The sequence below is a fragment of the Desulfatitalea tepidiphila genome (assembly GCF_001293685.1).
GTDB lineage: Bacteria > Desulfobacterota > Desulfobacteria > Desulfobacterales > Desulfosarcinaceae > Desulfatitalea > Desulfatitalea tepidiphila.
In genome coordinates this window covers 1,758,432-1,779,035 of the sequence record NZ_BCAG01000003.1, presented here as the reverse complement: position 1 = coordinate 1,779,035, position 20,604 = coordinate 1,758,432, and the positions used below count along the sequence as shown (strand labels likewise).

Sequence of the window (20,604 nt, the reverse complement as noted above, 5' to 3'; positions counted from 1 at the left end):
AGGATAGCCCGAGGTTAGCCCGAGGATAGCACACCGAACGTGGCAAAGGTTAAGGTTTTGACAAGGGTATGCGAGCGTTGCTATATGCTGCAGGATTGAAGTGTTACCTATTCTGAGGGCTCAACTATGCCTATGGCGGATGGATGAATGGATGCTTACGAAAAATACAAGGAAGCAATGCTCGATATCAACCATGAAGTGCAAGCATTGATCGAGCGGGCGGAAACGATTCTCGACGGGAACCAGGCCGTTTTCGAACAATGGAAGCGATCGTGTGGCAACATCGACAGCCATTTGCGGGAGCATGTGGTTCGGATAGCCGCGGTCGGCGCCATCAAGTCGGGTAAAAGTACTCTGGTCAATGCTCTGTTGAGTGATGATTACCTCAAACGGGGTGCCGGCGTGGTCACCTCGTTCGTGACCCGGGTCCGTCAGGGCGAGCTACTGCGTGCACGCCTCTATTTTAAATCATGGGATGAAGTAAACGAGGAGATCAAACACGCTTTGGTGCTTTTCCCTACAGAAGAGTGGCGCACCGAGCATCATGATTTCGACATCCGCCGAACCCAGGATCGGGAAGACCTGGCCAAGGCATTGGATGCCTTGGATCACGAGATGCGTATTTCCCAGGACCGTCTCAATGCAAACGGGGTGCTGCTTTCCTCCTACGTCAAAGGCTATGAGCAGATCCAGTCGTATATTTCGGCCGATAGTTCGACACGTGAATTCGATAATGGGCAATTTGCCGATCATCGCGATTTCGTCGGCAGCGACGCGTTGGCCGTCTATCTCAAGGATGTGCAATTGTCTGTCCCCGGGGATATCCTGAAGCGAGACATCGAGTTGGCGGATTGCCAGGGCAGCGACTCGCCCAATCCGCTTCACCTCGCGATGATTCAGGATTATTTACTCAAAGCGCATTTGATCGTTTACGTCATCAGCAGCCGGACCGGGTTGCGCCAGGCCGATATCCGCTTCTTATCCATCATCAAGAGAATGGGCATTGCCGGCAATATGCTGTTTGTCTGCAATTGCGATCTGAGCGAACACGACAGCCTGGAGGACCTGCAAACCCTGGTCAAACGCGTTCGGGAGGAGTTGTCGCTGGTCGTCGAGGCGCCTGAGATATTCACCATTTCAGCCCTGTATAACCTGTTCGATCGATCGCGTTCACCGCTGAGCCCCAGAGACCAGGATCGGCTGGAGCAGTGGCGCAAGGCAGAGGAACTGGTCGCGTTTTCAAACCAGGAAACGGCTCGATTGACTTCGTTTTTGGAGAACAAGTTGTCGCGCGAGCGCTGGGCGCTGCTGCTCCAAAACCAGCTGTCGCATATGAACTTGACGGCCAACGGGCTCAACCAGTGGGTCCAGCTCCATCGGGACCTTTTTCGGCGGGACGCCGGGGAAGCGCGTGCCATGGTGGAAAAATTGCAGATGCATCAACTGCACATGCTGCAAGTTCAATCTTTGATTCAAACCACCCTCAACGGCGCCGCCCGTAAACTCAGCCAGGACCTGAAAAAAGAGGTGGACCGATTTCTCGATCCGTCCAGCGGACCGATTGTCAAAAAGGTCGGCGCCTTTGTTCGTGAATACCAGATCGACTTGTCCCATTACCAGGAACAACTGGCCAATTCGGGTTTCACCCACACCCTCTATCTCGTTTTTCAGGATCTGAAGCAGGCCGTGGACGGATTCATGGCCGAAAAGGTGAACCCGGATATCATGGGGGAGATTCAGCAGGTGGAGAAGCGTTTACAGGAAGAGCTCCACATGATCGGAGAGCCTTATGAGGCCATGGTGGTCGATGCATTGGAACGCTTCGACGAAGTGCTCAGGCAGATGGGTATTCCCGGTTCGTCGGTCAAAGGCGCTTTGCGACCATTTGACGAGCTCGAAAATGTCAAGCAGATGAACGGCATCACGCTGCCGCCGGCTGCCGCCACCATGAGATATGGCGCCTACATCAAAACCGAGGCCGTCATGCGGCTTGGTTTTTACTCTTTGGCCCGTCTCATTCGCAAGCTGTTGCGTCAGTCGATCGATTCAAAAAGGGTCGAGGAACTCAAGGCGCTGAAGGATGGCATCCGCAGAATGAAGTCCGAAACCGAGCGTTCCATCGAAGCTCATTTTAGAGACTATAAGGAGAATATCAAGTTCCAGTACGTGCAGCGACTGACCGAAATGGCGGGAAACCGTTTGCACGAAACGCTTACCGAACAATTCGGCGCCTATCTGGGCGATTTGAAGGGCATCGTTGGTACGGTTGAAGATCAGCACGAGGACAAAGCGCGCACCGACCAGGCCTTGCAAGTCATCGAGGAGGCTGTCGCCGAGGTGCTTGGAAAACTGGAGGGGATCCGCGGGGATGTAGGGAAATTGATCGTTGACACACATTAGGAGGAGCAGAGAATGAAGACTCGGACCATTGCTGTTGCGAACGAAAAAGGGGGCGTTGGCAAAACCGTCACGGTCATCAACCTGGGCGCGGCTCTTTCGCTTAAGCAGCAGAAGGTGCTGCTGGTCGACATGGATCCCCAGGCGAACGCGACCAAAGGGTTGGGGGTTGAGCCGGAAGAAGGTGCCCCGACGGTGTATGACATCCTCGATCGGGAATCGCCGGCGAAGGCGGCCGAGGCGATTGTCCAAACCGCCTGGCAGGGACTGGATTTACTGCCATCCCATGTCGATCTTTCCGGGTCGGAAGTCGAGCTGGCGGATGTGGTCGGAAGAGAAAACCTGCTCAAGGAAGCCCTGGCGGATTTACCCGAGGAGTATGACTTCGTCCTTCTGGATACGCCACCCAGTCTGTCCCTGTTGACGGTCAATGTTTTTACCTATGCCCGGCATGTGTTGGTGCCGTGCCAGACTCATCCTTACGCCTATGCCGCCCTTGAAGAACTGTTCGATACCATCTCTGCGGTAAAGGAAACCATCAATCCGTACATTTCCATTCTGGGCATCGTACCGACATTTTATGATTCTCGCACGCGCGTGAGTCAGCGGATTCTCGATCAGTTGAAAACGGATGAGAATTACCGGGATCTGGTATTTCGCACGGCCGTGCGAGCCAACACCACCATTGCGGAGAGCGCCGATGTCTGCCGGCCGGTCGTTTTCTACCGCAAAGGCAGTTTTGGGTCGGTGGATTATAGAAACCTGGCCGATGAGCTCCTGGAAAAGTTTGGCATCTTGGCGGATAGCACGGAATAACGTTATTTCGGCGCACCCCCCAATTCCGCCAGATGGCTCTGTGCGAACTCGATGTTGGGATCCAGGCTCAGGGCCAGTTGAAAATATTCGATGGCTCTGGCCTTGTCGCCGATGGCGCGGTAGTTCACCCCCAGGTTGGCATAATCGATGGCCGAGCTCGGATTCAAGGCGACGACCCGTTTAAAGCTGGCAATAGCCTCCTCAAAAGCGGACAACTTGTAATGGCATACACCCATCAAGTTGAGTGTGTCGGTGCGCTCGGAGTCGATTCCATCGGCATGATTCAATGCCGCCAGCGCTTCTCCATAGTTACCCAGCTCCTTGTGACACACCCCTAAATACGTATAAATACTAGCCAGATCTTCGTTCCCAGGCCCCAGCTCAACGGCCCGGTTCAGCCGGGCGATCGCCCCGGGATAATTTCCTGTGTTCAGGTCGATCTGGGACAGGTAGAAATGGAGGTAGTACTTATTCGGTAATTTTTTTTCCATGTCCAGCAACGCCTTTCTTGCCGATGCCGGGGCGAAGTTTTGATAGATGATTTTCGCACAGATCATGGCGACCGTCGGTTGCGCCGCGCGCTCTCGGAACAGGGCGCCGGGAATGATGGTGTAAAAGGCAGGAATCTTGAGCTTTGGGTGGTGAACATCGATCACGTTGACCTGCATCCCTTTTTCAGCCAGGGTGCCGACCAGGCGCTGGACTTCGATTTTAATGTTGATATCGCTCAAATCCGGCAATTTATGTAATTCGATGTCATGCCCTGGATCGATGACATAATCGGCTTGCGCCAACGCGTTGAATTTTGGCAGCCCACTGGCCACGTAATTTCCGCCGCTGTTGAAATCGCCCGCCAGTTGGGCGACTTCCGTCAGAGCACGGCAGAGCGCTTTGGCCGGGTTCGGTGTGGTGCCGGCGGTCCAGACGATTTCGCTTTTTTCAGGGAACGTCCCCGGGTCCCAGGCCAGCGCAGCAATGGAGGGGATGCCCATTTCAAGAGTGAAATCAGACAGGCACAGTTCAACTCCAGCCTGTTTAAATTTGGACAACAATTCCAGCGCCACAGGGTCTTTGATGGAATGTTCTGCAATGCGCGGCACCTTTAGCCGATTTCTGCTGACCAGGGCAGATACATGGCGTTCGACCACTTCGCATATGCCCTGGCAGACGGCCTCCTCGACACAGTTGCCGGCCGAAGAGCCGTTGAACTCGTTGATGGTCCAGAACCAGTCAAACGGTACGAGCACGGACCTGTCCAAGGTCAGGTTATAGGACCAGGTCCATTTGAGCGGCAACGTATCGAAGATATCGAGGGCGATCGGCAGATCCTCCGATTGGTCTGAAACGGAAAGCGCGATCTGGTCAAGACTCATTGCCGGTTCACGAAGGGCGTTTCGCGGAGCGGTCATAAAATTGTCACCGTCGCGCATGAAACTGAAAAGGCTGAATCGCTCCCCCAATTCCATGACCGCGCTGGCCTGGGACTGAAGCGGCGTGGCACCTTTTCCCATCTGTTTGTTTTTACCTATGATTTCCCGCGCCTCGTCGCCGCACACGCTGAAGTAGACCGGAATGCCGAGACGACCGTTGTCGATGCGCACAATGTCCTCGAGGATATGCAGCCCGCTTTCGGCGAGCCGCTGCTTGAAGCGGGCAATGGTGGTTTCGGGCGTCATGACCTTATCCTGGTCATGCTGGTAGGTTTTGTGGGCATCGTTGAGGTGGATGGGATTCATTTTCATCGTTCGTGTCTCCTGAAATTATTCAGTGCCCATCCACAAATGACCAATTGGCCCGATATCGGCGTTGCGCGAAAAATTCAATCCTCGGAATATCGACCATATGCCTGCGGTTAAATTTCCCGCGCGCCTTGATCTCGACCCAATTTGCCTATTTGTGGACGGACACTGTTTAGCATGCCTTCAAAAGCGACGCACCGCGTTTTGGAAGCAACCGCTCCGACTTACTGGTACGGAGGAATGAAATCAACCCTCTTCTTTTGGTCTGGAACGGTCCGGCTATCCACTTGCTTTATAAAACACAATGGGTTAGAAGAATACCCACGATGCGTCGGAAAACAGATGCCAGCCTGCCAGCACCAAAATCTTCCATATAAAAGGATGATTCATGAAGCGCAACGCCGAACTTGAACGAAAGACCAAGGAGACCCAGATCCGCATCAAATTGAACCTGGATGGCACCGGATTCTATGAAATCGACACGGGGATCGGTTTTTTCGATCACATGCTGACATTGCTGGCGGTGCATGGGCAATTGGATCTCGAAATCGCGGCCCGGGGTGATATCCAGGTGGATTTTCACCATACGGTCGAGGATGTCGGTCTGGTTTTGGGGGATGCGCTCAGTCAGGCGCTTGGAGATCGCCGCGGCATATGCAGATACGGCTACGCGGCCATCCCCATGGACGATGCCCTGACAACGGTCATCATCGATTTATCCAACAGGCCCTACCTTAAGTTCCTTTTACCGGAGCGCGTACCTCGTCAGAACGATTTCGACACGACTCTCGCGTCGGAGTTTTTCAGGGCATTTGCATATAAAGCAGGCTTGAACCTGCACCTGCATTTTGCATATGGGGATAATTGGCACCATATGATCGAAGCGGCTTTCAAGGGCCTGGGACGCGCTCTGCGTCAGGCGTCGTCAATGGACAGCAGCGTCAAAGGGGTGCCTTCGTCCAAGGGCACGATGTAAAAAATCCTTCGATGACGGTTACATCGATTTGAATCGTGATTATATTCGCGTTTCAAGCGGACTATTGACAGAGCTTCGCGGATTGGATAGTATCGCGAATTTTAATTTTCAGGATGGTGTGCCCATGCCGGCGACAGCTTTGAAACAAACAGAATTCGGTCCCTTGGCGGACCCTTAATACGATTCGAACCGGCATCAATCGATGCTCCTGCCCTGGTTTAAGGCTTGACCCTGGTCCGTCAGAATGGAGGGCGCGGTTCTTGGTACGTTCTATTCCAGACGACACAATCCAGAGAATAAAAAATGCCGCCAATATTGTCGATGTGATTTCAGAATACGTCGTACTTAAAAAGGCAGGTCGTAACCATTTGGGATTGTGTCCATTTCATGCCGAGAAAACTCCCTCCTTTACCGTAAGCCCCGAAAAGCAGATGTTCTATTGTTTCGGATGTCATGTGGGCGGGAATGTCTTCAGTTTTTTGATGCAGAAAGAGGGGCTTTCATTCCCCGACGCGGTTCGCGCGGTTGCGGGAAAATATGGCATCGAGGTGCCCGATGATCAGCTCACGCCCGCCCAGAAAATCCAGGCCAGCGAGAAGGAAAAGCTCTTTCGCATCAACGAGATGGCCATGCATTTTTTCCATGCGAATCTCACGGACGCCCAAAAGGGCGCCAAGGCGATGAGCTACCTGATCGGGCGGGGGATGACCCGCAAGATCATCACCGGTTATCAATTGGGGTATGCACCGCCCCGATGGGATGGTCTACTCAACTATTTCAGTGGCAAAAACGTACCCGCGACGCTGTTGGAAAAGGCGGGGCTGGTCATCCCCCGTAAGGACGGCAATGGGTATTACGATCGGTTTCGCGACCGTGTGCTGTTCCCGATCATGAATGTCAACCAGCAGGTGTTGGGATTCGGCGGACGGATCATGACCGACGAAAAGCCGAAGTATCTCAATTCGCCTGAAACCCCGATTTTTAACAAGGGAAGGGGACTTTACGGTATTCAGAAGGCCAATCAGGCCGCCCGTGCTTCGGGTCGGGTTTTCGTCGTCGAGGGCTATTTTGACGTATTGGCCATGCATTTGTATGGTCTGGAAAACAGTGTGGCGACCCTGGGCACGGCCCTGACACCGGAGCATGTGCAGGCACTGAAGGGGATGGTCGGCCAGGAGGGCAGGGTCTACCTGGTATTTGATTCGGACCAGGCAGGCATTAAGGCCGCCCAACGCAGCGTGCCGATTTTTGAGGAAGGATTCCTGGATGCCCGCGTGATCGTTTTGCCGACGGGGCATGATCCGGATACCTTTTTGAGAGAATTCGGCCCTGATGATTTTCTGAAATTCGCCGATAACGGCCTGGGAATGGTGCAGTTCCTCATGGAAGCGGCGATCAAACGGCACGGTCTGACCCTGGAGGGTAAAATTCGGGTCATTAACGACGTCCAGGAGGTATTGGCATCGGTCCAGGACGCTGTGGTGCGAACGTTATATATCAAGCAGCTCTCTGAACGACTCGACATCGATGAGACGGCGCTGCTGGAGAAGATCCGCCAAGCGGCGGGAAAGCTTCAGGGATCTGGACGGTCTCAAACGAACGTTCGACCGGGGGTGTCGATGCCGGAGGCAAGCCGTCTCGAGCTGCAAATCATTGGGATGATGCTCTGCTACCCGCCGATGATTTCGGAGATCATCGGAAGGAATCTGCTGGATGCCTTCGAAGATGCCAAACTGAAACTGATTGGGCAGATGATCGCGAATCAGGGCAATATCGAACAAGAACGTACATCGAATCTTGTATCGGCGATCGAAGATCCGCACTACAGAAACCTCGTGGCCCAGCTGGCCATGACAGAATGCCGGTGGGACCGGCAAGGATGCGAGCGCGTGCTCGCACAATTCGAATCCCGGTCCAAACGACGGATCACACAGGATTTGCAGCGCAAGATAGAGCTCGCTGAAAAAAATAATGACAGGGAATTGGTGGAAACGTTGCTGATGGAGAAACAACGACAGGCGGCAAGGGGATTGATCAATTCGTAAGCAGTGTGCAGGAGGCTCATTCAAATGGCAAAAAAGACCAAGCTTGATACCCAGACCAAGAATGCTGCCGGCAAGGATGCGACCCGTCAAGGTTCGGCCAAGAAAGGGACAACTTCGCAGACTGAAGCGACCGAGATAGAAGCGATGTCAGATTCGACCGGAGATGCCAAAAGCGCAAAAAGTGTGAGCGAAAAGGCCATGAAAGCGCTGATCGCACAGGGTAAAAAACAAGGTTTTCTCACATATGATGAAATCAACGGTGCACTGCCCGACGACATGCTCTCGGGCGAACAGATGGACGAAACACTGATTATGTTTGACGATTTGGGTATCGATATCATCGATGAGAACAATCAGAACCTGACCAAGACCAAGTCCAAAAAGGCGGCTGCAGAAGCCAAGTTGGACGATTCGGGCATGTCCGATTATGGTTCGGTGACCGATCCGGTAAAGATGTATCTACGCGAAATGGGACTGGTCACCTTGCTCAGTCGCGAGGGCGAAGTCGAGATAGCGAAAAAGATCGAGGCTGGCGAGCAGGATGTCCTTAAGGCATTGCTGGAAACCACCATCGGTGTCGATTTTATACTGGATCTCGGGCGTCGGATCGAAAGCGGCCTGTTGCGACCCAAGCATGTGCTGAGAGATGTGGACGAAGGGGATACCTATCAGGACGAGGTCGTTCAAATCGAGTCTTTCATGACGACGATCAAGGGCATCTCCGAGATCCATTCGGAAAACATGGGCTTCAGGGAGCAGTTGTTCGATGCCAACGGTAAAATGAAAACCGAAGAGCAACGCCGGATTCGACGTTGCATTTCGCGTCGAAACCAGAAAATATTCGATATGCTCAAAGATTGGCGTCTCGAAGGGAGTATCATCGATCAGATCGAAGAGGATATTCGCAACCTGATCGATTGGTTCGACGCCATGAACAGAGTGATCACCGCAACCGCCGAGTCTTTGAATGTGCCGGTGGCCAGTTTTCGCGAAAATCTGGCCTCCAAAACGCGTTTCGTCAAAATGGCCTCCGGGCAGTGTGATATGACCCGCAAGGATCTGGAGTCGCTTTTCGGCCACCTGAGCGATATGCAGACGCAGATCCTCTCTCGTGAAAACGAGATAAAAGCCAACAGTCGAATTCTCAAGCGTATATTGTCCAATGTGGATGAGGGGCGCACACGGGCCAAGTTGGCCAAAAGCGAACTCATAAAGGCCAACCTCCGCCTCGTGGTCAGCATCGCCAAAAAATACACCAATCGGGGACTTCAATTCCTTGACCTGATTCAGGAAGGCAACATCGGCCTGATGAAAGCGGTGGACAAGTTCGAATACCGGCGCGGCTACAAATTCAGCACCTACGCCACGTGGTGGATTAGACAAGCTATCACCCGGGCCATTGCCGATCAGGCGCGTACGATTCGTATACCCGTTCATATGATCGAGACGATCAATAAGCTGATACGCACCTCCCGATACCTGGTGCAGGAGATGGGGCGTGAGCCTCGTCCCGAAGAGATCGCGGAGAAGATGGAGATCCCATTGGACAAGGTTCGCAAGGTGCTGAAGATCGCCCGTGAACCCATTTCCCTGGAGACGCCCATCGGCGAGGAGGAAGACAGCCATTTAGGCGACTTTATCGAAGACAAGAAGTTTATGCTGCCCTCCGATGCAGCGGTCAGCCTGAACCTCGCCGAACAGACCCGCAAGGTGTTGGCCACCCTAACGCCCAGGGAGGAAAAAGTGCTGCGCATGCGGTTCGGTATCGGAGAGAAAGCGGACCACACTCTGGAGGAGGTCGGTCAGGATTTTACCGTCACCCGGGAGCGTATTCGCCAGATCGAAGCCAAGGCCTTGCGTAAATTGAGGCATCCGACGCGAAGCCGGAAGCTCAAAAGCTTCATCGAAAACTAGGATGCTTGACAAAGCGGCAGGCGACCGATAATAGAAGCCTGCATTTTCAAAGGGCCCATAGCTCAGTTGGTAGAGCCACCGGCTCATAACCGGTCGGTCCCTGGTTCGAGCCCAGGTGGGCCCACTTTTCGTTCTGATCATTTGCTTTGTCCAAGCTGCGCTTCGTCTTCCCTTCAAAAGCCCGATCACCGGGTCTCCCAGCACACCGTTTCGCTTTTGCCACCCGTTGTCCAGATAGGGGCCGGGCATGGAGGGCGGTTTTTCCTCCGGTCGGTCGATTTCAATATGTCATTGCAATAGATGTTTAAAATGATATAGAGCCAGTGCCAAAAAGGAGAGCGCCGCATGAGCACAGATTCCGCCATTCAGCCCGTGGCCGGCGATATCGTCAGTGTGATCGAAGACCTTGCGCCGCCTGTATTGGCTGAGCAATGGGACAACTGCGGCCTGCAGGTGGGTTCCTTGCAATGGCCGGTCAAAAAGGTCTGGATCGCCTTGGATCCGCTTCTGGAGGTGGTACGGGAGGCGGCCGACCAAAAAGTCGATCTACTTGTTACTCACCACCCCTTGCTTTTCAAACCGTTGCGGTCCATAGATGTGGAAACGCCCGTCGGTAAAATCGTCGAGACTGCCCTGACCGGCCGTATGGCTATCTATTCGGCCCATACCAACCTGGACAGTGCATCAGAAGGGCTGAATCATATTTTGGCCGGCCTCATCGGACTTCACGATCTCGTGCCGATGGTGCCTTTGGATGCCAGCGAAGCCGGCGGGCAGGGCGGGGCGACGGCTGGAATGGGACGCCTCGGGCGATTGGCGCAGCCGCTGACCCTGGCTGAGTTGGCCCATAGGATCAGGATCCGGTTCAAGCTTCGGGCCGTGAAAATCGTCGGGGAGCCCGAATCGATGGTCGATCGCATCGCGGTCTGTTCCGGTTCGGGATCGAGTTTACTCGATGCGTTTCTCGACAGCGACGCCCAGGTCTACCTGACCGGCGATCTGCGATATCATGACGCCAGAAGGGTCGAAGATGATGGCCGGGCGATGATCGATGTGGGCCATTTTGCATCGGAGCACATTTTCATCGATCCGTTGGTCGCCCATTTGAGGCAGGCGGCCCGCCATGCAGGCTGGTCGGTTGACATCGAACCCTGTCGCATCGAACGTGATCCTTTCAAGTGGATTGAATAGGCACTTGCCCACGAGCCTGGTTGTGAAGGCTTCAGTGAAAGAGACATGATGATGACCACAAGCATTAAAGAGAGTCTCGCCATATTGGCTGCCCTGCAACGGATAGACACCCAACGGGCATCTATCGAAAAGTTCTTGTCGGGAGTGTCGGAGCGGGTGGATTCACTGGGCCGGCAACTCGTGTCGTTCGAGGCACAGGTCGACGACGGGTTGCGCCACCTGGAAGATCTGAGGAAACAATACCGCCGGGACGAGTCCGAGCTGAAAACCATCGAATCGTCTGTTTTAAAGAGCGAACAAAAGCTGCATGCAGTCAAAACCAACAAGGAATACCAGAGCACGCTCAAAGAGATCGACGATTTGAAGCTTAAAGCGTCCATTGTTCAGGATCAGATGCTGACGGCGTTGGAGGCCATCGAAGCGGCCGAGAAACAGGTGGCCGTTCTCAAGGCCGATTTGGTCGACATGCAGAAAGAGATCGAGGAGAATCAGGCCTCCATTCGTGCCGAAGCGGACAGTCACCGCAGCGTGTTCGATGCGCTCGATGAAAGGCGTCATACCGTTTGGGCCTCGCTGGATGCAAAAATGCAGAAGATATACAATCGGGCCCTCCAACAAGGTCATGGGGTCGCGGTTGCAGCGGTCGTTGATGGGGTATGTCAGGTATGCCGAATGAATCTTCCACCCCAGGCGTACATCGAACTGATGCGGATGAACAGCCTGGAGATGTGCCCGGTGTGCCAGCGATTGATCTACCCAGCGGCAATGATAGACCCGACAGAGATCATAGAGGATGATTGATCTCTTTTTGAGAAGAGGAGGAAATGCGGCCGGAGCAGGCCGGGCGATCGCTGGCGTGGGTAACACCATGCCGGAGGAAAGTCCGAACACCACAGGGCAGGGTGCTCCATAACGTGGAGTCGCGGCGACGCGAAGGCAAGTGCAACAGAAAGCAAACCGCCCCGCCTCGGCGGGGTAAGGGTGAAACGGTGCGGTAAGAGCGCACCAGTTCTCCGGGTGACCGGGGAAGCTAGGTAAACCCCACCCGGTGCAAGACCAAATAGGGGAACGCTTGAGGACGGCCCGTCCAAGTTTCCGGGTAGGTCGCTCGAGGTGGCGGGTAACCGCCATCCCAGATGAATGATCGCCATCCCGATGGCGGGTAACCGCCCCGGGAGACAGAATTCGGCTTATGGCCTGCTCCGGCCCTTTCTTAATGCCATCGATAACCTGGAGTCTGCGATACTGATCGGCGCAGGGCCAGGAAAACCAGGGGATGCCAATGCCTCGGAAGAGGGATCGGCAAACCAGTGGAGTGGGTAAGAGGTGATCCCATGTTACTCATAGAAGAACTGCAGGTCGAAGTCGGGGGAAAAAGAATACTGAGCAATGTGAATATGGAGATTCCCGAGGGTGAGACCCATCTCCTTTTCGGTCCCAATGGGTCCGGTAAAACCAGCCTGATGATGACCATCATGGGGTTTTCCGGTTATATGGTGACCCATGGCAGAATCGTGTTCAAGGGGGTGGACATCACCCATATGCCCATAGACGAAAGAGCGCGCATGGGCATCGGGGTATCGGTCCAACGGCCGCCGACGATCAATGGACTGAAAACTCGGGACCTGGTCAACGTATGCGCCAAACAGAGCGGCCGCACGATCGATATCGAACGGTTAGCGGCGGAAGTAAACTTTTCGAGTTTTCTGGATCGGGATGTCAACCACAAGTTTTCCGGCGGAGAGATCAAGCGTAGCGAGCTGCTGCAGCTCAAGGCCCAGGATCCGGACCTTGTCCTGCTGGATGAACCGGAATCAGGCGTGGATCTGGAAAACATGGCGTTGATCGGAGAGACGATTAATTCATTGTTACATCGGGGCGTTACATACATGAAGGGGAAATCCCACCGCGCCACCATCGCCGAGCGTAGCAAATCTGCCTTGATCATCACCCATACCGGTCACATATTGGATTATATTACTGCAGACAAAGGGCAGGTCTTATACAACGGCGTTTTGTGTTGCACCCGCAACGCCCGCGAAATTCTCAAATGGATCGGGGAATACGGTTACGAGGAGTGTGTTCGATGTCAAATGGAAATGCTGACATAGAGAAAAATCCGGCCGATGTGGATGTCAACCAATATGACGTGGAAGCGGAGACGCATGCCTATGTGGAGAGTTTGGATCAAATCCAGGCCGAGGATGCCAGCCGGTTTCTCGATGTAGGCATCGATACAGCCGAAATCGGACGTGCCGGGACATTTATCCAAAAAGACATGTCGGTCATTCACTCGCATGCGCGCCAGGAAGGCGTTGAGGTCATGTCCATCTCAAAGGCACTGTCCAAACACTCCTGGTTGGCCGATTACCTGTGGCGGTACATTGATCCGGGTAAAGATGCCTTTACCAGCCGTGCCAAATCCGCACCACATGAGGGTTATTTTATCCGAACAGAACCAGGCGCCCAGGTCAAGGACCCCGTCCAGTCCTGCCTTTACATCGCCAAAGAGCGGTTTTCCCAGAATGTGCATAACGTGGTTATTGCCGAAGAGGGTTCCTACCTGCAGGTCATTACGGGCTGTGCCAGTTCTGCGCATTTACTATCCGGTTTGCATGTGGGCGTGTCCGAGTTCTATGTCAAAAAGGGGGCAAAACTCCATTTCACCATGATCCACGAGTGGGGGGAGAAGGTCAATGTCCGGCCCAGGACCCATGTGCATGTCGAAGCCGGAGGAGAATTTGTCTCCAACTATATCTCCCTCAAACCGGTGGGGTCCTTGCAGATGAATCCCGTCACCCATTTGGCCGGAGAGGGTGCCGTGGCGCGTTTCAACAGTGTGCTGGTGGCCAACAAGGGGTGCCTCATGGATGTCGGGTCCCGCGTCATATTGAGTGCCCCAGGGACGCGTGCGGAGATCATTTCACGCGCTATTGCAGCCGGCGGCACGATTGTGGCCAGGGGAGAACTGGTGGGCAAAGCGCCGGGCATCAAAGCCCATTTGGAGTGCAAGGGCCTCATCCTCAAAGAGGGATTGATGCACGCCATTCCCGAGTTGCGCGGTTATGTGCCGGGCGTGGAAATGTCCCACGAGGCCGCCGTCGGCAAAATCGACCGGGGCGACATCGAATACCTGATGGCGCGGGGGGTCAACGAGGAAGAGGCCATATCCATGATCGTGCGCGGATTTATGAATGTGGATATCGAAGGATTGCCGCCCGGTTTGAGACAGAACATCGACAAGATCATCAATGAGACCCAAAAAGATATGATGTAAATGGAAACGCAATACAACGACGATAGTAATTATTGTGAGATCTCTTTTGCCGAAAAGGTGCGTCTCTTTTCGCACGATTATTTGAAATGCTGCATCTATCTGTCCAGTGGGTCTCTGCCCGGCTATGTATTTACCAAAAAACTCTACTCCGAGCTGATCTCCACGTCCCAGGTGTTGGAGGATTTTTTGGATTTTCACGGGGCCAAAAACAGCGCGGAATGGTACTTTTATCGCGAATTGGCCGCAGCCGTCAGGCACCTCAGCCTGGGGGCCTATTCCCAAAAACACATCGCCAATCGGCTCATTTTTTACGATCTGCCGGAAAGCGAGGAATTTCGCGCCAGCGGGCATCAGGGATCGGCTTTTTTAAATGCATCTCTCATGAAATTGGCGCCGGTCATCATCGATGAGGCCCGACAGCTGAATATCCCCATCCCCGAAAGCAGGTTCGGTCCCGAGGATTTTCCGGGAACGACCACGACCGAAATGCTTCCCTACAGCATCGAAGACCAGGCCAAAGACGTACAAAAGAAGCACATCGTCAATATCGCCAGTGAATTTCTGGGGATCTCCTCGAGGTTCGACCAGCTGGGCTTCTATGAGCCATATAACGTCGAAGAAATCCGAAATCTTGTACCGGCGAAAGTGAATGAAGTCGAAGTACGCCGGTTTGAAATGGTCGTTCACAATTTGCAGTCCTCTTTCGACACCTATGTTATTCACGGTGGTTTTCGTTTTGGAGACCGGAAGCTGAAACAGCTGCGGAGCTATTTTTCGGTCGTCTTCCATCTGCTTCAGATGATGGGGCGCCTGCTGCATTTCTATGAACGCCATTTGCATCATGCCGGATATAAGAACATTTACAAACAGGTACAGGATCGGCTCTCCTCGTTGGTCGACCCGGATGACTTGCTCAAGGTCACGGTGAACTACGGTCTTTACTATGCCTGCCACTATCTGGGCACCGGCAAGGAAGTGGCCCACCAAATCTTGAATGAAAACATCGAGCGCGGTCGGATTGAAGTGAGTATTCCCATGCAGCTCGGGTTTCACAGCCGCCCGAGCCTGTTGGTGGCCAAGATCGTCCAATACTACGGCGGCCAGGTCGAACTGGTCATCGGCGATGATCGCTTCGATGCCAGCAGTGTACTGGACATCCAATGGGCCGGCGGAAAGATACAAAAGGAAAACATCACCCGGGTCGCCTTCGAAGGCGATGTCAGGGCGCTGAAAGACATCGAGGTGCTGGCCGCCGCCAATTACGGAGAGGATACCATGGGAAAGGGCGTCCCGCTGCCCAAAGAGTTGAAATACCTGCGATGATTACCGCTTTGATCGTGGCCGCCGGGCAGGGGAAGCGCATGGGCGGCGCCCGGCGAAAGCAGTACATGGAAATAGGCGGCCGTCCCGTTCTTCAGTGGACCTTGAAGGCATTCGATGGATGCCGGCAAATCGACGATATCGTTCTGGCGGTTCCCGAAGCGGAGATTGAATTTTGCAGACATACGATCGTCGCAGAAGCCGGGTTGCATCACGGTGTGACCGTCGTGGCGGGAGGCGTGAGCCGGCAGGACTCCGTTTACAATGGACTTAAAGCCATCGGAAACGGGGAATACGCCATTGTACTGATTCATGACGGCGTGCGGCCCTTCGTTTCCGGCCGACTGATCGCGGCCTGCATATCGGGGGCAAAACGTTGGCGGGCGTGCATACCGGCAGTTGAGGTGACGGACACCATCAAACAGATCGACGATTCCGGCATCATCCGCGGCACCTTGCCGCGGGATACCCTGCGGTCCATCCAGACCCCCCAGGCATTTGACTTGCAATTGATCCAGACTGCACATCAGATGGCGCTTGAAAAGGGGTGGCAAGCGACCGACGACGCCAGCCTTGTGGAGCGGCTGGGATACGACGTTCACACCATCACCGGCGACGTCCACAACATTAAAATCACCACACCGGACGATCTCAACCGAGCCGAATGGATTCTTCTTCAGTCAGGGAAAAACGCTTTTCAATAATTGCGACGGCCTCTTCTGCACTGGCAGCTTCGAACAACCGATGCGCGTAATCGTCGTTGCCGAAGCAGGGCCTTGCGTCATAGCCAATGGTGATGACCGATTTGCCGTGCTTGAGGGCCAGCGCAATTTCCGAGAGCGTGCCTGCGCCGCCCGGGCAGGCTACGACGACATCGCTGCTCAACACGTTGATCGAATTGCGCGCGCTGCCCATGCCGGTGCAGATCGGCACCCGGACATAGGCGCTCGCCTGGTCGGGGGTGGCATCCGGTAGAATACCGATGGTCAACCCGCCATGCTCGGCCGCTCCTCTTGCAGAGGCGTCCATGACCCCTGCATTGCGACCGCCGTTGAGCAATACCCAGCCGCGTCCGGCAATCAATTCGCCCAGACGATAGGCCGTGCGCATCGCGGCTTCATCCGCCTGGGCGCCGCCCATCACCCCGACGATGAACGGCCGCTTGGATGTGCCCGTTGCTACTGATCGGATGGCGGGCATCAGGCGCCATCCTTTCCGGGAAAAAAGATCGATGCAAACATGCCGGCCAATTTGCGCGAATCGTGTCGCACCACCTTGCCGTCGCTGTCCAGCAAATCCGCCTCGTAGAGCACGCGTCGATGCCAGAAGGGATCGTGCCGGTCCAGGGTGACATAATCCGATTTCTGAGTCCGATAGGCTTCACAGGTGGCATCTTCGGGCCTGCTGGTATTGTAGACGATGCCATCGACGCTTTTGCCGATGTAATTCTCCAGACGTTCGACAAAATCCCTGGCGTTGAAATTGTGGGTCTCACCATATTTGGTCATGATGTTGATGATGTAGATGAGCTTTGCGGAGGCCTTGCGGAGTGCTTCAGCCACCCCTGGAACGATGAGATTGGGGATGATGCTGGTGAACAGGTCGCCCGGACCGATGACCACGTAGTCTGCGGCGGCAATTGCCGATACCACCGGGGGATGGACGTGTATGGTGTCGGTGTGGTGCGGCACCAGAAATACATCACATATTTTCTCCCGCTGGTGTCCGCGCGGCACGTCGATGGCCTGCTCGCCGAAAATCCGCTGGCCATCGGTCAACTCGGCCACGAGGGTGGCTTGGTCGGTGGTCACGGGCAGGATGGTGCCTTGGGCATCGAGTATTTCCGAAAGGGCCGCTACGCCGCTGGGAAAGCTGCCTGTATACCGCGATAGCATGGTCAACAGCATATTGCCCGCATTATGCCCCTTGAGACGGCGGTCTTTCTGAAAGCGTTTCTGTAGAATGGCTCTGGAAAACGATTGGTGGGGCGAAAGGGCGACGATACACTTCAGAATGTCTCCCGGCGGCAGGGTGCCGAGTTCGTCACGAAGTCGTCCGGTGCTGCCACCGCTGTCCATCATCGAAACCACGGCGGTGATCGAAATGCCCTCCATGTCACGCAGTGCGGAAAGGAGGGCGAATTGGCCACTGCCGCCGCCGATGGTGACAATCCGCTGGGGGTGGGTGATTTTTATGTCTGGCATCTTGGACGATCTATTTTTGATCCATTGGGTATCAAACCATTGGGTTTCAAGCCATTGTGCCGCAGTCTCGGGAAATTTTCAGCTGCGGGCGATATTCCGTCTTGACGGATTGTTTCGCCATTCGCTAACTTTAATTGATTAGCAACGGTGGCGAAGAATATCAAGATCCACAAATCAAAAAGAGATCAAAAATGTCTCTCTTGACCTTCAAGAAAACCCGGGCACATGATCGACCGCCATTGCTCCGGGTTTTGTACCCAGGAGTTGACAACGGCGTTGCGGCATCCCATCTTATGGCCGTTTGAATTTCGATAAGGTATTGAAAAAAGGAAGGAGTTCGAGCATGGCCCCAGGAACGAATCAAACCGGCGAAGCGAATCGCAATACGCAACAAGCCTTTATCCGTCAACTGCAACAGACCTTTGCGTCACTTCCCAACGAGATCCCGCTCTTCCTTTTTGTGCAAAAAGGCAGAGACGACGTCTATGTGGACGCCTGCCGCCAAGTGGTTCGCGCATTTCGCGAGCTGACCGATAAAATCAAGATCAAGGAGTATTATCTGGATCACGAAATGGCCCGGAAATGGAAAGTGGACAGTTCGCCGACACTTTTAATCGATCCGGAGCGATACAATATCCGATGGATGGGGGCACCCATGGGAGAAGAGGGACGATCTTTTCTCGAGGCCATGCTGCTGGTGGGCATGGGCAAGAGCGATTTGAGCGATCAATCGCTTCAGGTGATCCGAAGGTTGGACACCCCGCGAACCGTCAAGATCTTCGTCAGCCCGACATGTCCCTATTGTCCTCAGCAGGCGGTCAATGGACTGAAGGCGGCCATCGAACGCCCGGACATGATTGCCCTTGAAATTATCGATATTCAATGTCGTCCTGATCTGGCTGAACAGTACGAGGCGCACAGCGTTCCCCAGGCCTATGCCAATGATGTGCTGATCGGCCAGGGCGCCCAGCAGGAGGAGGTGTTTCTCTCATCTCTGTTGAAGCTGGAACCTCAAACGATTTTCATACCCGAAAGCACGGCCAAGGTGGTGGATGTCGACGTTCTCATCGTGGGCGGGGGGCCGGCTGGCTTGACGGCCGGCATCTATACCGTTCGCAGCGGGTTGAAGACTGCGGTGGTCGAAAGGGAAGCGCTGGGCGGCCAGGTGGCGCTGACCCCGGTGGTGGAAAACTATCCCGGATTTGCCCAGGTGGGCGGTAAAACGCTGGTCGACATCATGGTCAGCCATGCCCTGCAGTATGTCCAGATTTTTCAGGGCGAAGAGGTGCTGGACATCAAACCGGGCGAGATCATGGAAGTGGCGACCACGCGACGCACTTTCCGGACCAAGACCATTCTTCTGGCGACCGGCGCCACCCATCGACATCTGGGCGTAACGGGCGAACAGCGCTTCTCGGGTCGTGGCGTCAGTTATTGTGCCACGTGCGACGGCCCCCTGTTCAAGGGACGCAAGGTCATCATGGTCGGCGGCGGCAATTCGGCGGTGACCGAAGCACTTTACCTGAAGCATATGGGCGTTCAAGTGACCCTGGTACACCGGCGAGACAAGCTGAGGGCGCAGGATGTGCTGGCCAATCAATTGCCTCAGAACGATATTCCCGTGATATGGAATACGGAAGTAAAGGCCATCGACGGAAAAGAACGGGTTGAACGGGTGACGCTGTTTAACTCCCAGACCGGAGAAACGACGGAGATGGCCGTGGACGGCGTCTTTATTGCCATCGGTTATCAGCCGGCCGTTGCTTTGGCGAAGAAAATCGGTATCGAGTTGAACGAGGATGGTTATATTCGGCACGATGCCTTTCATCGGACCAATGTCCCCGGCATCTACTCGGCCGGTGATGTCGAGGGCGGATACAAACAGATCGTTACCGCCACGGGACAGGGGGCAGCGGCGGCCATGACGATTTTTGAAGATATCATCAATCCCTACTGGAAGCAGGACAAGGCGTCTTAAACCCATGTGCAGCGAGGATTGGGGGCATGGCAGTTGGAATCGTTCGCTCTTTTAACGAGGAGCAGGGATACGGATTTATCGAGACGGACGAAGGGGATCAGTTTTTCGTCCATCACAGGTCCATAGAAATGGAAGGATTTCGTACGCTTCGGCGAGGCGACAAGGTTCTGTTTGAAATTGCCATGACCAAACGGGGTCCGGAAGCGGAAAAAGTGCGCAAGTTATAGCTGCATGATCCGGTGTTTAATTTTGGGCTTCTTACGCCGCCGTCAAGTGCTGGCAGTTGCGCCGATGATATCGGCAATCGCGCGCAACGCCAGATAGTACCCGTTTACACCGAGGCCTACGATCTGTCCGGTAGCTACATCAGAGACAAAGGAATGGCGTCGGAACGGCTCTCTTTTGTGAATATTGGACAGATGCACCTCGATGATCGGGATCGGCAGCAGCAACAGCGCGTCGCGTATGGCGATGCTGGTATGGGTGTAGGCAGCCGGATTGATGATCAGGCCACCCATGATGGTGGCGGCCGATTGGATCCGATCCACGATGGCCCCCTCGTGGTTGGACTGAAAGCAATGGACGGTAATTCCCCATTGTCTGCCCAGCGCTTTTAGCTGGGCATCTATTTCATCGAGCCGGGTGGACCCGTAAATGCCGGGCTCTCGCAAGCCGAGCATATTCAGATTGGGACCGTGGATGACCAGGACCTGATGGCCGCTATTCGGGGTGTTCATGACTGTAGTC

17 protein-coding genes, 1 tRNA gene and 1 other RNA gene are annotated in these 20,604 nt (G+C 54.5%); 15 read left to right on the top strand and 4 right to left on the bottom strand.

The window, feature by feature from the left end:
• Positions 1-147: 147 nt before the first annotated feature.
• The gene (locus DFT_RS12590; RefSeq protein WP_054031529.1) at positions 148-2,400 is read left to right on the top strand and encodes a dynamin family protein; all 2,253 of its coding nucleotides are present in this window, start codon (positions 148-150) and stop codon (positions 2,398-2,400) included.
• Between the two features lie 12 nt (positions 2,401-2,412).
• A complete protein-coding gene (locus DFT_RS12585) occupies positions 2,413-3,213 on the top strand; it encodes a ParA family protein (protein WP_054031528.1) in 801 nt (266 codons plus the stop codon).
• Between the two features lie 2 nt (positions 3,214-3,215).
• Here the strand turns inward: DFT_RS12585 and DFT_RS12580 are convergent, their stop codons facing one another.
• The gene (locus DFT_RS12580) at positions 3,216-4,955 is read right to left on the bottom strand and encodes a YcaO-like family protein (RefSeq protein WP_305791181.1); all 1,740 of its coding nucleotides are present in this window, start codon (positions 4,953-4,955) and stop codon (positions 3,216-3,218) included.
• 385 nt (positions 4,956-5,340) lie between these two features.
• On the opposite strand from DFT_RS12580, the gene hisB reads away from it, so the two are divergent.
• From hisB to ispD, 11 genes are all read left to right on the top strand, one after another.
• Complete coding sequence (hisB, locus tag DFT_RS12575; protein WP_054031527.1) at positions 5,341-5,928, top strand: imidazoleglycerol-phosphate dehydratase HisB; 588 nt, start codon at positions 5,341-5,343, stop codon at positions 5,926-5,928.
• 260 nt (positions 5,929-6,188) lie between these two features.
• Positions 6,189-7,973 carry a DNA primase gene (gene dnaG, locus DFT_RS12570; RefSeq protein ID WP_161807145.1) on the top strand — a complete coding sequence of 595 codons (1,785 nt, stop codon included), beginning with the start codon at positions 6,189-6,191 and terminating at the stop codon, positions 7,971-7,973.
• Between the two features lie 144 nt (positions 7,974-8,117).
• On the top strand, positions 8,118-9,887 hold the full coding sequence (rpoD, locus tag DFT_RS12565; RefSeq protein ID WP_054032450.1) for an RNA polymerase sigma factor RpoD: 1,770 nt from the start codon (positions 8,118-8,120) through the stop codon (positions 9,885-9,887).
• A 51-nt stretch (positions 9,888-9,938) separates the two neighbouring features.
• Positions 9,939-10,011 (top strand) — tRNA-Ile (locus DFT_RS12560).
• A 221-nt stretch (positions 10,012-10,232) separates the two neighbouring features.
• Complete coding sequence (locus DFT_RS12555; protein WP_054031525.1) at positions 10,233-11,078, top strand: Nif3-like dinuclear metal center hexameric protein; 846 nt, start codon at positions 10,233-10,235, stop codon at positions 11,076-11,078.
• A 51-nt stretch (positions 11,079-11,129) separates the two neighbouring features.
• Positions 11,130-11,879: a zinc ribbon domain-containing protein gene (locus DFT_RS12550; protein ID WP_161807144.1), complete on the top strand. Its 750-nt coding sequence runs from the start codon at positions 11,130-11,132 to the stop codon at positions 11,877-11,879.
• A 31-nt stretch (positions 11,880-11,910) separates the two neighbouring features.
• Positions 11,911-12,286, top strand: an RNA gene (rnpB, locus tag DFT_RS17140) — RNase P RNA component class A.
• A 126-nt stretch (positions 12,287-12,412) separates the two neighbouring features.
• Positions 12,413-13,189 carry an ABC transporter ATP-binding protein gene (locus DFT_RS12540; RefSeq protein ID WP_054031522.1) on the top strand — a complete coding sequence of 259 codons (777 nt, stop codon included), beginning with the start codon at positions 12,413-12,415 and terminating at the stop codon, positions 13,187-13,189.
• Positions 13,165-14,355, top strand: a complete 1,191-nt coding sequence (locus DFT_RS12535; RefSeq protein ID WP_054031521.1) for a SufB/SufD family protein — start codon at positions 13,165-13,167, stop codon at positions 14,353-14,355. The genes DFT_RS12540 and DFT_RS12535 overlap by 25 nt, the downstream gene beginning before the upstream one ends.
• Positions 14,356-15,678, top strand: coding sequence for an HPr family phosphocarrier protein (locus DFT_RS12530; RefSeq protein ID WP_054031520.1), 1,323 nt, complete (start codon positions 14,356-14,358; stop codon positions 15,676-15,678).
• A complete protein-coding gene (gene ispD, locus DFT_RS12525) occupies positions 15,675-16,379 on the top strand; it encodes a 2-C-methyl-D-erythritol 4-phosphate cytidylyltransferase (RefSeq protein WP_054031519.1) in 705 nt (234 codons plus the stop codon). The genes DFT_RS12530 and ispD overlap by 4 nt, the downstream gene beginning before the upstream one ends.
• On the opposite strand, the gene DFT_RS12520 is transcribed toward ispD, so the two are convergent.
• Complete coding sequence (locus DFT_RS12520; RefSeq protein ID WP_083453474.1) at positions 16,327-16,875, bottom strand: TIGR00725 family protein; 549 nt, start codon at positions 16,873-16,875, stop codon at positions 16,327-16,329. The two genes, ispD and DFT_RS12520, sit on opposite strands and share 53 nt — an antisense overlap.
• Positions 16,875-17,879 (bottom strand): gluconeogenesis factor YvcK family protein, encoded by a 1,005-nt coding sequence (locus DFT_RS12515; RefSeq protein ID WP_054031518.1) that lies wholly within the window; start codon positions 17,877-17,879, stop codon positions 16,875-16,877. The genes DFT_RS12520 and DFT_RS12515 overlap by 1 nt, the downstream gene beginning before the upstream one ends.
• Before the next feature lie 343 nt (positions 17,880-18,222).
• Between DFT_RS12515 and trxB the strand changes: the two genes are divergently transcribed.
• Positions 18,223-19,857: a thioredoxin-disulfide reductase gene (gene trxB, locus DFT_RS12510; RefSeq protein ID WP_054031517.1), complete on the top strand. Its 1,635-nt coding sequence runs from the start codon at positions 18,223-18,225 to the stop codon at positions 19,855-19,857.
• Positions 19,858-19,883: 26 nt separating this feature from the next.
• Entirely contained in the window at positions 19,884-20,084 is a 201-nt protein-coding gene (locus DFT_RS12505; protein WP_054031516.1) for a cold-shock protein, read from the top strand.
• Positions 20,085-20,126: 42 nt separating this feature from the next.
• Here the strand turns inward: DFT_RS12505 and aroQ are convergent, their stop codons facing one another.
• Positions 20,127-20,594 carry a type II 3-dehydroquinate dehydratase gene (gene aroQ / locus DFT_RS12500; protein ID WP_054031515.1) on the bottom strand — a complete coding sequence of 156 codons (468 nt, stop codon included), beginning with the start codon at positions 20,592-20,594 and terminating at the stop codon, positions 20,127-20,129.
• Positions 20,595-20,604 lie beyond the last annotated feature (10 nt).